Here is a 14,018-nt window from a genome sequence, read left to right as displayed (position 1 = left end):
TGGAATTATGCTCCATACCTAACTTCTAAATGAAATGTATAGCTGAGTAGTTACCTTATTTTCAAAAAAAACATTCTGACTATTTCTTTTTCACTTCTTCTATAAACCCCCATGTCTCTCCGTTATCTTTTGATTGATAAAGTGCACTACTATCGCCATTGTAGTCTCCATCTGCCCCTTGTCCAACTAACATATTAAAAACCCCATCTTTCTCATATGGCATACTAGGAGAATCAAAAGGACTTATTGTGGACTGTGTATGATCTAATTTCACTTCATGCGGCGGATATTCTACCTTTTTGAAAGATACTCCCCCATCATCTGTGCGATATAACTCTCCCTCATTACCAGAAGGTCTAACAGCTCCTAAAAACCCAAGTTTATTATTTATAAAAGTGATTCCTGATACACTCCCAATCCCCCTATTAAATGGGTCTGGATTAATAACCTCCCATGTTTCTCCTTCATCACTAGTCCTGCTTAATGAATAAAAGGCGCTCCCTAATGCTTTATCTGTCATATTTAATTTATAACCAACTTCTTTTGATAGGAAAAACTGTTCTTTTTCATTCTTTAAATCTTGTTGTTTCTTCTCTTTAAGCCTATCTTCATTTGGAGGCGTCTTTGATTTACTCCAACTTGCGTCACATATTAAGTTATATCTAGCAGGTACTAGCTCTTTCTCTTTTCCAGGGACAAATATAGATACAGTATATCCAATGATTTCAGAAGCTGCTTCTTTAAGACTCTGCCCCTTACCATCCTCAGTAATATTAATAATTCCCTCTGTATTTGATCCCCAATTTCTTTTTCCATAATAAATCAACCCATACTTACTTTCATTCCACTTTCTAACCGTTTGCTTAACTGGAATCGCATTAACCGTTTTAATTAAAGGCTCTACTAATTTATCATCATTATAATCAGGCTTTGCATACCCGTCTCGTATTATAGTAATATCCTCTGATTTCTTCTTATTATAAGAGATTAAATAAGTTTCTTCTTTTCCATCAACATTTTTCCCATAAACAAATGTATCAAACGCTGTGATTGTTCCATCTGAATGAAATGTAAGATCAAAATCAGTTGCCATATACAATTTCTTTGGCAAAGAAAATTTTTTATTTATATCTTCAAAAATACCTTCTACTCCAGATTCATATATATTATTATGTTTAAGTTTAACTGACCTTTCATGTTTTAACCTTTCTATAAACCATGCCAATTTGCCATTGTAATTTATTGCACTTTTATAAATCTGCAGCCCATAAAATGATGTAATTGCAACAATAATGATAATAGAAATGGATCTCCATGCTATTGAATTAGTTAATTTGTTAGTTTCATATTCTCTATTTTTTATCACCCGCATTGTAGTAAATGTAGTGATGGATATAAAAAGTACTATACATAATAATAAAATATAAATATTATAATTCATCCTTCCGTACTTACAGTATAAGGCTAACTCATAACAAAAAATCCCGTATACAATTATTAGTATTGGATTTGTTACTAATGACAGAAGTAACCTTTTTACATTTTCCTTAAATATAGAAATCACTCCTAATTACATAAATTACTGATATTAAGTATACTTTACTGTAAAGTAACAAAAAAGCTATTTAATCTTGCCGCCAAAAATACAATAGATATCTGTCTATTGTATTTTTGGCAGATGTCTATTAAAACCGTTTAAAAATCTAGTTGTTTCATAGACAATGGATTTTTGAGTGAATACTAAAGTTGCTTCATTTGAGAACCAAATAATGAAAATGAACCCTCATATATTAATTCATTCCCCCTCAATGATATTTATCTTTCAGATTTTGTTGATGCTTTGTAAAAAAAGATTCTAAAAAGGTAATTGTAATTGAATTAGAAAAATACGCGAAGGTTGGGAAATTAGTAAATCATAGATAAAAACGTCCTATATTTTAATAGGACGTTTTTTCTTCTATAAATAATGTATTCTCCAATATCTAAAAAGGACGGTTTAACTACTTACTTATATCTATCTATAATTCAATTAACCTACTTCTCCTCATACCATGGGTTTAAATGAATTAGTACTTCATATATTTCTGGGTTCTGATTTATAATAGTAGTTTTTATATCCCTACAAATATCATGTCCTTGCTGGATGCTTAAATGTGCCGGAACACTAATTCTAATATCAATTAATACATAGTGACCATGATCACGTGCGCGCATTCTATCAATTCTTTTTACAAAAGGATGGGCCTGAATTACTCTCTTATATTCACTACATTTCTCGGTAGGAATACCACCTTCCATTAATATATATATTGCTTCTTTCCCCATACTAATCGCTAATTTTAATACGAAAAAAGAAACAATAATACCGGCTAAAGGATCCCCATAAGCTGCATATGGAATGGAATAGATATTGTTTATCAAAGCAATACCAATTCCAATTACAGCTGCAATTGAGGCATAAACATCAGCAAGATGATCATAAGCAGTTGCTATAAGCCCTTTGCTGCTTGTTTTTCGACCAATTCGTATTGTGTATACATATAAAATTTGCTTCCATATTAATGAAATAATCGCTGCTATAAAAGCAATTATATGGGGTTCTGTCGCTGGTTCAAATAATGACTTTATTGATTCATAAACCATAAATAAAGCCGCTAAAATTAAAATCACAGCTACAATTCCTGATGATATAACTTCTGCTTTACCATGTCCATAAGGATGATCTTCATCAGCTGGCTGGTTTGAAATTTTCATTGATCCCAATGAGGCTACGGATGCTACAACATCGGCAGCATTATGAATCCCGTCGGCTAATAATACCTGACTTTTGAAAAGTAAACCGACTATAATTTTGATGAGAGTCAGAAATATATTGCTAATTACACTAATCCATGCTGCCAATAAGGACGTTTTTTGGTTAGCATTCATATTTATCCCCACCTTAACTTTACTCTTGTTTCAAAATATTATTGTTTAATTCAATTGTGTAGTTATAAGTCTGTGTCTTATCATTTTAATTTCTTTCATACATTACCCAATAATAAGTGTGTGGGTCTATACAAGCATTTTCTCATCAGTAAATGTTTAAAGCATAACTTACTTTGTTCTTTTATCCTTATTTGTTATGAAGTGTAAAAAAGAGTGACACAATATGCCATGCTTTTATCATTACAAACATCAAAGCGACTAATGTGTTGCTTTGATGTTTGATGAAATGTCTTCAGGCATGATTACTAATTCATTCTGCGCATTAATCTTTACTCATCTGATCACAACAATTATTTTTACAGGTTGTCCATTTCACATAGCTGTAGCAAATACTATAAGATTAAAAGCATATAATTGAATATGAGTATAAGCTGTATACATTAATTATCCTTCTTTTAAATTCTTGGAGATTATCCATATGATTGAGTATCTCTATACGCTTTTCTTTAATGAATTTTAAATGATAAAACTTTCAATTTTATTACACTATTTGTATGTTAGTTTTTAAACTTTAATTAAACCTTCATTTATTTAAGCATTCATAAATCAGTTGCAATATTTGCATCAAATTCATCTGATTTTTTAGTATCTATTTTTTCCCCATCTATTGTCACCCTTATTTCTTGTTTTTGGTTTGCTGTTACCATCCAAGCATTCGGTAAATAACGATCTTCATGGGATAATGTAGAAGGTGAATTTATAACCTTTCCTCCTAAATATAGCGTAGCAGAAGAACCTCCATCCATAGCCATCGCATTTATTGCTCCTTTTTCATATAGAATATCTTGACACTCTTTTAACGTAGCTCCTATGCTATGTGTCTGCCTACCGTCAATCACTAGAAACATTATTGTGCCATCTTCTTTTTGTGCCATAATACTTCGCGGAGCAGAGCCCCAACCACCGTCTCCTTCTGTAATCATTTTTTCTCCATTTACAATTAACTGTGGCATAAATCCTGCTGCTGAAACGACTTGTTTATCCAAAAGTTGTTGGGTAGAATAATTCCCTGTTATCATTTGTCCAAACTTTGTTAGGCCCGTAATAATTGTAGGGGTATTTTTATCTATATTTGTATCAATTGCTTTCCCATTTTCTATTACTATTCCAGTTGCAATATTTCCTCCACCCCTTCCTGTTTCATCAGCAAATCCACTTGCATTCACAGCTACAAGTGCATGATTACGTTTTGCCATTACGCTAATTTTTTCTCCTCTTTTATCGCCCTGTGTTCCTTGATGGCTAACAAGTTTAACATTGAAAGGGTTACTAATAGTGACTAATTTTCCTTCGAAAAGAAAGCGACTATCTTTGTTACTTTTAATCGTTTCTACGTCAATTTTTAATGGCTGATTTTTTAATTCTTCTAATCTTTTTCCTGCTATTTTTTTATAAATATTCTCATCACTATTTGACCATTTGGGATGATTAATTCTATCTTGTAATTTATCTAGTTCCTTTTGGGATAGGAATGTATATTTCGCATATTGTGGATGCTGAGAAGTTAGTATACTCCCAGCAATTGTTACACGAAGATCTCGGCCATAGTTAGTACCAAATAATATTCCTATGCCAATAAGCATGAAAATAGAAAGAAGAAGCAAAATTCGTTTGAAGATTTTTCTTAGATGTTTCATAGTTATATCCTCCGGCATTAATTACATTCAATGAATCCTTTAAAATATTATTTACCTAAAGACAAAAGTGTTTGTTTCCCTTATTCCCGAGTTCCTCACTATGTCTTAGCAAGCAAGGCAAAATACTTATTCTACATTTCTTATTTATTTCAGTGTATATTTACAAATTTAATAACGTTTTTGCAACCAAGAAATATATTACTAATCCTGTTCCGTCAACAAATGTTGTAATAAATGGACCAGAAACGACTGCAGGATCTAATTTGAATTTTCTCAAAATCAAAGGTAAAACAGCTGCGACAAGCGAAGCCCAAATAACAATAAATAATAAAGTGATTGCTACAACTTGTGCAACTTCTGTTCCAACCCCTAACATATAAGCACGAATGAGCCCAGCTACCCCAAGTGCAAGTCCGAGAAGCATGCCAATTGCAAATTCCTTTTTCATTACACGGAAAATGTCTTTAAATTTCACCTCTCCAATACCGATTGCACGAGTAATTGTTGCTACAACCTGTGTTCCTGTATTCCCTCCAGTACCCACTAATAATGGAACAAAGAAAGCAAGGGCAACTACTGTTTCAATTTCGTCTTCAAAATACTTTAGTACTGTACCTGTATATGCCTCAGCAACAAAAAGAAGCAATAACCATGGTAGACGTTTAAAGAAAATGCTCCAAATACTAGATTCAAAGTAAGATTGATTTAATGGTTCACTTCCACCTAACTTTTGGATATCTTCTGTAGCCTCTGCTTCCATAACATTCATTACGTCATCAAATGTTATAATACCAATCATTTCATTATTTGCTGTTGTTACGGGTATTGCTGCTAAATTATAATTCAGTAGCTTTTTTACAACTTCTTGCTGATCAATCTCAGCAGGTACTGAAATCACCTCTCGAATCATGATATTAGATAATATCTCTTCATCTGCTGCTAGTAATAACTCATGTATGGAAATGATTCCCTTAAGATAACCATGACTATCAAGAACATAAATATAAGAAATTGATTCTACATTTTCAGAATGTTCCCTAATGTACTTCAATGTCATTTTTACTGACCAATTCCCTCTAACTGCAACAAAATCACTTGTGACAAGACTTCCTGCTGTTTCAGGTTTGAAAGCCATTAATTTTTTCACATTATGTTTTGTAATTTTATTTAGATACGCCATTAATTTAGCTTGTTTTTCCGGATGAACCGCTAGAAGTAAATCTACTGTTTCATCAATCGGTTGTAAATTTAGTAACTTTTTAGCTTTGTTTTCAGATAAGTGAATTAAGATATTATATTTTTCTTCTGTACTCAAATGTTGTAGAATTTTTGAGCTTTTTAATACAGGAATCTTATCTAGTAATATGACTTGATCTTCAATTGAAAACCGTTTTATTTCTTGCGCAACATCATACGACGGATGACGTAAAACTTTATCTGCATCCAAATCATTTTGGGTTACAAGTAATTCATTTAATAATTTCTTCATGTTAACTCCTCCTCATATTGCTAAGGGAGACTCTAGAGTTTCATGAGTGGTTTTGTATTATTTTATCTGTCTAAAATTTTGATTAGAGCATTAATAGTTACATTGCAATCAATTTATTAAGAACTACCTCCTTTTTGAATATAGACAAGATAAGTATAAATAACATTAAACAAAAAAAACCTTACTCAAAAAGGAGTAAAGGTTTTTTTACAATACAAATAAATGATTATTAAGACAGCTCTGCAATAATCCCAGAGGTGCCTTTCTATCAAATCGTATACCACTCCCTCGTTGAGTTTTAGCACTGTATAGCATAGGTTTTTATAACCAGCTACATTAAAAAGGGCCTTAATCCGACCGTTCCTGTTGACCCATTGGCGTCTCTCGACATTTTTGGGCAGCAGCGTTTCTCTATACAGGAGCCTCACCTAACAAAGATTATTGAATTACTTCAAAATTTAAACCAGAATTTAATATTTGTCAACTAACTTTCGATTTGATTCATAAAAAATTCTTTTTTAGAGAAATGTAATTAGATTCTATTACAAATTTGAAATTCAGCTTAAAAGATTTAAAATTTAAATACAATTAGTTCAAAAAAACGTTATAAAACATATGAAATTTCGTATAAGAAACTTATTGTTTATGATTAATTCGTAACTTTATAGCAGTAGTTACATCATTAGTCATACCGTACTTCAAAAGAACATTCTTCAAAAAATCTTATTTTATGATTAATATCTTCTTTACTGTTTATCAAATTTATATGGTTAAACTACTTAATCAAATTATACATTCCAAGTCGCAAATATGTATCTATATGAGACAATTAAATATAATTTCTCACATCATTTCTCAAAGATTTATAAAGCAATAAAGAATATAAAGTTAGCAATACGTTTACTTGACAAGCAAAAAAAAAGTATTTATGCTGGCTACACGAACAAACACATAAAATTTATATTGCTAATCCTGTTAGGTGAGGCTCCTATACAAACACAGGCTATTGCCCAAAAATGTCGAAAGACGCCAATGGGTAGAACAGGAATTGTCGGATTAAGGCTCTTCTTAAGATAGCTAAGTAATGAATTTCCATTACTTTACGTTGTATAGTGCCAAAGCTCTACTAGGGGGAGAAAAGCTTTATTTAGTCATGCCATTTTGAATCCTCCCTAGTATGTAACTAAGGGGGATTTTTGCGTAAGAAAACAGGGTGTAAGCGATAGAATCTCTCAAAACAAAAGTACTATTTAATACTTGTTGAGAACAAGATTCTATTCATTAGCAAATGTAATATTAAGTGTTAATGTAAATCAGGAGGATTTTAAAATGAAAAAAATAATAAAACTCGATTATCTATTGCTCCTCCCTCTATTCATAACATGTACTTTAGGTATTATCATGATGTATAGCGCTAGCTCCATTGTTGCTGTTCAACATTACGGTTATAACAGTAGGCATTTTGTTGATTCTCAATTAACAAAACTATTTTTAGGAACAATTGGGCTAATAGTTTGTGCTATTCTCCCATATGAAATATGGAAAAAACGAATAGTCTCAATCTGTATTATGATTGGAGGGATTTTCTTGTTAATTATGGTTTTATGGAAAGGAAAGGTGGTAAATAATGCTCAATCATGGATCTTTGGAATACAGCCAGCTGAATTTCTTAAATTAGGAACAATACTTGTAACAGCCCGTTTTTTTGCATTGCGACAAGGGTCAGCTAAACAAATTTGGATTGGGGGCGGAAAACTTTTATTTTTTTTAGCTACAATTTTTTTCCTAATCTATAAACAGCCAAACTTAGGATCTGCACTTTTAATATTAGGTATAGTTTTTAGCATATTTCTTTGCTCGGGAATAAATATAAATCTATTAATTAAAAGAACTATAATAGGTGCTATTTTTTGGTTACCTATTTTATATTTTTTGATTCAATTTAGTTTGTCAGATGTTCAAAAGACACGTATTACTACAATTATCAATCCCTTTGTTGATGCACAAGGAAATGGATATCAACTTGTAAATTCTTTTATTGCCATTGGCTCAGGAGGAATTATTGGACGTGGATTTGGAAATAGCATTCAAAAAACAGGTTATCTCCCCGAACCACATACTGATTTTATAATGGCAATCGTTTCTGAAGAATTAGGATTCATTGGTGTATTCATTATAATGGCCGGAGTATTAGCTATAGTTCTTCGCTCACTAAAAATTGCACAGCTATGTGAAGATTCATTCGGAAGTTTTATAGCAATTGGTATAGGGTGTATGATTGGTTTGCAATCTGTTGTTAATTTAGGCGGTATTACGGGAATACTTCCTCTTACGGGTACCCCATTTCCATTTGTAAGTTTTGGTGGAAGTTCTTTAATGGTTAATTTAATAGCAATAGGGATATTACTTAATATTTCAATTTTCAATAAAATTAAGCTTATTAATTATAATATATGATTTTCTATATGTTATTCTATTTTTAATGGATGAATTCTTTCTGATTTTGGACAGACTGATTCCGTAAATCAATCTGTTGTTTTTTCATTAGAATTATCGCTAAAAAATGAAATAAACACAGTAAAAAAATAACATTGTAAAAATTCGTGGCAAGGGATGAAGGATTCACAATGGCTGAGAAAATATATATATAATTGGCTGGTCTCAATTCTTAAAATTCTTTTTATTATATAGATAAGCATAAAAATATTAGGAAGTTAATAGTAATATATATCAGATAGAAATTATTATATCAAAAGAAAAAGCAATCATTGAAAATATAAAGCATTAAAGACAGGTCAAAAGATACACGAAACAAAGAATACGGATGCAAAAAATGGATCAATTTACGTATAGAGTACATTTTAAATACAATTTTCAAGAAAAAAATTTAAGTAAAGCTTTACTACAGATTGGTGGGTAACCTGTAACAGACGAAACACCTCCTATTGTTAGACTGTCTACAAAAGCAAATAAAACCTGTTTTGTGGATTTATTTAGTTATAGTACTAGTAATCTCTTCTATTTTGGAGATAGTGATGGCCACTATCATTCTTCTAGGAATACAGAATTATTAATGCATTCATTTTTGGATATTTATCAGTTCCAAGTTAACAATTCTAAATAAAATTACCCTTTAGGAAATTAAAGTGGAATGATATTTGTCAACAGTAAATTTTGCTAAGAAAGGACAGAGAATAAGACCACCGGTAAAGCTTTTACTGGAATTAATTATAAGATTAACGTAAATAGCAAGAGTACGCTCGTAAAATTATGATATATATAAATCAAATCGGAGTGAATACGATATGAGAGCGGTCGCGAAAAAAATAAGAATAATACGTTTGCAGGATGAATATTGTAAAAATTGTAAATATCAAACGGATGTAGAACAGTATTGTATTGAACAATGCGAAATTGGAAAAAAACTTATTACGCTGGGTAAAAAAGAATTTAGAAAGAGATTGACAAAAGTAAAAACTATAGAAGAAAAATGGGATGAAAAGTGCAAACAAGCAATAATTTTATATAATCAAGGAGTAAATTATCCAGATATTGCAAAGGAAATGGGGTGCCACGTGAGTAATTTGTATAAAGAGCTCAAAAAACGTGGATGGTTACAAATGTAAAATCATGAAATAAATTTTCAAACAAACAAGTTATACGATTGGAACATGCTTTACATTTGATATGAATTGTATACTTGCTTATTTTCAGCAATTACAAAATAAACTAATTCATTTTTATGTTCTAATTTTTGTTCACCTAAAATTGGTATTTCACACCTTCTCATTTTTGAAGAAGGAGTCTTCTGTCGAAAAACGATAAAATTTTAACATTAAATTTCTGGGTTATAATTCCTAAAAAGAAAAACACCCGTTCTGATTAAGGACGAGTGTTTTTCTTTTTAGGTTATCTAACAGGGATAAACTTCCATGAGCTAGGTTTTTGTTTTTTTTCACCTAGTACAATCCAATTTTTCTTTGCATTTATATTCTCATAATTTAATGGATAGTCATCTGTAAAAATATTATATTCTGTAGGATTATCCAGGTTAATTTTAATTTTAAAATCAGCTAAACTATCAGATTTTTGAGCAAGGTGAATCCAACTAGAATAATTAGACCAATTTAAATATTGGAATTGGTCGTAATTTGAGTGCTTCATACGAAGATATATACTCTCCCCGTGGTGTAGCTTTGCATCATTTTCTTTGTAGAATTCAAATTCCATAGGTGTACCAGATAAACCATTGTTTTCTTTATTTGCAAGTGTAACATAATCGTAACGATTTGCTATATACCATTCAAATGTTAGACCTTGATAAGGAGATTCACTTGGTACGATATAATAGTTTTTCCCTGCTTCTATGACGTTTCCTTCTATATCATAGATTAATGCAGTCTCTATACTTGGAGCTTTCACATTTTCAGTAAAAGTTTTAAACCACAGATTTAAGAAACCTGCTGTATTGCGCTGAGCTTCTCCTAAGCTTCGCTGCACAGCTGGGGTAACCATTTCTTGCCACAATTGTGCCTTACCACTATTATAATACTTAAATGTTTTATCATTAGTAATATTTTGGATTTCAGGTTTAGCTACTCGAGCTGCATAATCAATCCATTCTTCAGGTGTGGATAGAGAATTATTATAGTTCCCTCCAGTATTGACTGCAAATTGCTTTTGAATGGTTGTAACATAATTTTCAAAGTAGCTATGATATTTTATAGCTCTCGTATCAATTGCAGTAAAATTTGCTGCATGCATAGGTTGAGTAGCATCTGTAAAGTAGTGCGTGGCCACTCCTAAGTAATAGAAAGCTTTTTCATAGTCCTTATTTCGTAAATGTTCTCCAGATTCATAAAAGTATTTCTTACCTTGTGTAAGAGCGGTTGGATTTGTTTCTCCTCTATAATTTTGTTTAGTATCAGGATCATAAAAATGAGATTTCCATCCGCCTTTAAAAACGCCACCTATTCCTGTACCACCATCGTTAAACTCTGCATTATAATCTGCATCATATAATCCTTTAGAAAATAAATCTTTATATTGTGGATAATTTAAAAAGTCCACAGCCTGCTTATTTGCTTCAATATTAGATTCTGTTTTCATAATTTCAATAGCTTGTTTTGCAATCCATAAATGTGTACTTTTATCAGAATGATACGGAGCTTCTGCAGACCATCTTGCAGTAATAGGATCATTCTCATTTAAATCAATTTGATCGAGATGAGCATAACTACTTTGAGGACATACTCCTAAAATAGTTAAGGTCACTCCAGCTATACATAGTGTTGATACGATTTTTTTCATTTTTTATCCCTTTCTAAATATAAAGATTCTTATGCGGATATTCATCTTATTAACGAAAGTTAAATAGCTCTAATAAAAGAGCGATTAGCAAAGGCTAATTGCTTAATTTCTCTCTAAATGGAATACCAACACACATCGATTAAATTAAAAATTTTAAATTAACCCTAAACAATAATTTTTCTTCTCTACCTCTAGTTATATATAAAAGCGCGCCTTATTTAAACATGTTTTTTTATGTAATTTTACATATCCAAAAATAGGGAATTTAATAACCTTCCATTTATTATATTAATGAAAGACCGTTCTCTCTAGATAATTGAAATTATGATGTTTTAAGGTAATAATCTATATCCATCAACTTAAGAATTTAGAATTACCCCAAAATGAAAAAATGAACTTTTTGAAGTGTTGTTTTATTTGCTTTTCTATATTCCCAAAAAGTAATCTAGGTATTAAGGGAAAAGGTTTTAGATTTGGAAACGTAAGTGACACCTCATTTGGTACTAGTTCCTCTAAAGAACCATATTCTCTAATACAAAAATTTCCTGATAAGTTGGACAAGTCTTTAGCAAAGTTTGGAGAAAGAAATACTGCGATGGCTTTCATATTTTTTACTGCTTCTGGAACAAAAGGTATTTGAGTTAAATTAAGTATCATGGTTGCATACATTTTGTCTTGATAGCAGTCGATTGGGTAAGTTTCATTTGGTAATGAAACTTACCCAATCGCTACGATATAATTGTAAAAATACTTCTTATGCTAACTCTTCAGCGATATATTTATCTATAACAATCCATATGATATGTTTCACAGCAAAAGCATATTACTGCTTAAATAAATCTTCAAAGGTCATAGCAGACGCATGACTTTCTTCATTTTCTATGGTTAACATGTTAGTTTAAATCTTACTCTCTATTTGATACCTGTATTATAGAGAAACCAGAAAAACGGATTTTGTGACAGTTTTTCTGGTTATTTTTTATTATGAACTAAAAAAGCATTCATCTCATTAAAAGATAAATGTAAAAAGAGAAATAAAAACATAAAAAATCCAACTCTGATTCTGAGGTTATTTCCATTTGTTTGATTAGATTTGGAGGAAGTGTAAGGCAAATACCGTTAAAACAATATAAAACAACGTGAGATAAACTAAATCCCAATACTGTATTCTACCCTCTATTTTTTACTTTTCTAAAACAATTTCTGCTATTTTATTAGCATATTTTTTAGAGTCAAATCCATCATAATTACTTAGAACTACAACGGACAAATATTCTTTTGGAAACCGCATAAAGTGTGAACGATAACCCGCCCAACTTCCTGAATGTTCCAAGTACCGATAGTTAAAACCTTCAGCAAGCCTTAGCCCAAAAGCATAATCTTCATTGTCAATAATTGTATCCCCAGTTGGAGAAATTTCCGGACCTATTTCGCTCATTCTTTTACCAAGATTTTTTCCACCAACGGTACCTGTGGTTAAATTTTCTCCCCATTTTACCAGGTCTTCAACTGTTGTATGAACTGCCCCATCCCCTGTATGTTCCCAAGGGCTTTCATAGATTTTATATGTTCCTTGCTCATTCCTCGAATATCCATTAGCAACTGATATAGTAGTTGGGTAGCAATCCACAATTGTTGTGTCTTTCATGTGTAAAGGATCAAAAATTCGTTCCTTTGCAAACTGACGTAGAGACTTGCCACTTACCTTCTCTACCACTAGTGACAATAAAAAATATCCTGTATTGCTATACTCAAATTTTGTTCCAACTGGGAACCTTGCAATTTGATGACTTTTAAGTTGTTCTAGCGATTTTTTTACAGTTAATGTGTCCGTATATTTAATATTTGCTGCTTCAGCCAATTCCATATAATCAACTAGTCCACCCGTGTGATGAATTAGATGTTTCAATGTTACAGGTTCAGCATATGCACCTATAGAAGGGACAAATTTTAAAATTGAATCATCTAAACTCAATTTTCTCTCTTGTTCTAAGAGTAATATAGAAAATGCTGTGAATTGTTTAGAAACTGAGGCTATATTAAAAACGGTTTTGGTAGTTATGGGTAAATTTTTCTCTATAGAAGCTAAGCCAACTGCACCTTTATAAGTTACACCGCTATCGAAACTAGAAATATATGCAAATCCAGGAGCTTTTGATGAAAACTTATTATATAATTGTTTAATCGATGTATGTGTCTTTTCATTATATGTATTATTCATCTTAATCACATACCCTTCTCTTTGAATGGTTAGAAATATAATAAAAAATGCTATATATAAAATTTCAAATTATTTTTTCAAAATTTAAACTTTATAACACAGTATGCCAAGGAAAGCAAAAATTATTAAAAAAATTAATAGTCTACTTTACGATTGCCCTTAACAGTTTAGAAGTTTTTGCAAACAAATTTCAACAAAAAATGTCTTCTCCCCCTCCTTTTATGACAGTTTTTTGCTTGGAATGAAAGCCAATAAAATTAATTATCCAGGGCTTTTACAGTTACTTTTCCAAAGAAATATATTTAACCCACAAAATAGACATGGGGCTATTTTGTGTTTAAGTTGATATTCCTATGATACTAGGTTGTTTGAC

Annotated in this window: 8 protein-coding genes, 3 pseudogenes and 2 riboswitches; of the genes and pseudogenes, 2 read left to right on the top strand and 9 right to left on the bottom strand. The window is 31.2% G+C overall.

The genetic code is table 11. From position 1 onward, the window contains the following. Window positions 1-79 precede the first annotated feature (79 nt). From ACS2MN_RS25070 to mgtE, 4 genes are all read right to left on the bottom strand, one after another. Complete coding sequence (locus ACS2MN_RS25070) at window positions 80-1,564, bottom strand: WD40/YVTN/BNR-like repeat-containing protein (protein WP_346994561.1); 1,485 nt, start codon at window positions 1,562-1,564, stop codon at window positions 80-82. A 470-nt stretch (window positions 1,565-2,034) separates the two neighbouring features. Then, window positions 2,035-2,928: a cation diffusion facilitator family transporter gene (locus ACS2MN_RS25065; protein ID WP_097879424.1), complete on the bottom strand. Its 894-nt coding sequence runs from the start codon at window positions 2,926-2,928 to the stop codon at window positions 2,035-2,037. Window positions 2,929-3,527: 599 nt separating this feature from the next. Then, a complete protein-coding gene (locus ACS2MN_RS25060) occupies window positions 3,528-4,625 on the bottom strand; it encodes a phosphodiester glycosidase family protein (protein ID WP_098140119.1) in 1,098 nt (365 codons plus the stop codon). A gap of 160 nt (window positions 4,626-4,785) precedes the next feature. Next, window positions 4,786-6,114 carry a magnesium transporter gene (gene mgtE / locus ACS2MN_RS25055; RefSeq protein WP_098806067.1) on the bottom strand — a complete coding sequence of 443 codons (1,329 nt, stop codon included), beginning with the start codon at window positions 6,112-6,114 and terminating at the stop codon, window positions 4,786-4,788. A 275-nt stretch (window positions 6,115-6,389) separates the two neighbouring features. Then, a riboswitch (M-box (ykoK) riboswitch) is annotated at window positions 6,390-6,557 on the bottom strand. A gap of 521 nt (window positions 6,558-7,078) precedes the next feature. Then, window positions 7,079-7,255, top strand: a riboswitch (M-box (ykoK) riboswitch). Between the two features lie 188 nt (window positions 7,256-7,443). Between mgtE and ACS2MN_RS25050 the strand changes: the two genes are divergently transcribed. After that, window positions 7,444-8,571: an FtsW/RodA/SpoVE family cell cycle protein gene (locus ACS2MN_RS25050; RefSeq protein ID WP_098806066.1), complete on the top strand. Its 1,128-nt coding sequence runs from the start codon at window positions 7,444-7,446 to the stop codon at window positions 8,569-8,571. 316 nt (window positions 8,572-8,887) lie between these two features. On the opposite strand, the pseudogene ACS2MN_RS25045 reads toward ACS2MN_RS25050, so the two are convergent. Beyond that, window positions 8,888-9,108: pseudogene (locus ACS2MN_RS25045) on the bottom strand (ISNCY family transposase); the annotation flags it as partial. 311 nt (window positions 9,109-9,419) lie between these two features. On the opposite strand from ACS2MN_RS25045, the gene ACS2MN_RS25040 reads away from it, so the two are divergent. Next, window positions 9,420-9,740, top strand: coding sequence for a helix-turn-helix domain-containing protein (locus ACS2MN_RS25040; protein WP_001202913.1), 321 nt, complete (start codon window positions 9,420-9,422; stop codon window positions 9,738-9,740). Between the two features lie 283 nt (window positions 9,741-10,023). Here ACS2MN_RS25040 and ACS2MN_RS25035 read toward each other — a convergent pair whose 3' ends face one another. The 4 genes and pseudogenes from ACS2MN_RS25035 to ACS2MN_RS25020 form a co-directional block, all read right to left on the bottom strand. Continuing rightward, entirely contained in the window at window positions 10,024-11,424 is a 1,401-nt protein-coding gene (locus tag ACS2MN_RS25035) for a zinc dependent phospholipase C family protein (protein ID WP_098806065.1), read from the bottom strand. Window positions 11,425-11,862: 438 nt separating this feature from the next. Beyond that, a pseudogene (locus ACS2MN_RS25030) lies at window positions 11,863-12,114 on the bottom strand (DUF1963 domain-containing protein); the annotation flags it as partial. Between the two features lie 67 nt (window positions 12,115-12,181). Further along, a pseudogene (locus tag ACS2MN_RS25025) lies at window positions 12,182-12,316 on the bottom strand (RNA polymerase subunit sigma); the annotation flags it as partial. Window positions 12,317-12,607: 291 nt separating this feature from the next. Continuing rightward, window positions 12,608-13,645, bottom strand: coding sequence for a serine hydrolase domain-containing protein (locus tag ACS2MN_RS25020; RefSeq protein ID WP_098806151.1), 1,038 nt, complete (start codon window positions 13,643-13,645; stop codon window positions 12,608-12,610). Window positions 13,646-14,018: the final 373 nt, after the last annotated feature.

The sequence above is a fragment of the Bacillus cereus group sp. BceL062 genome (assembly GCF_051780025.1).
In the GTDB taxonomy this organism is placed as follows: Bacteria; Bacillota; Bacilli; order Bacillales; family Bacillaceae_G; genus Bacillus_A; species Bacillus_A toyonensis.
This window is presented reverse-complemented; position numbering and strand designations above follow the sequence as displayed.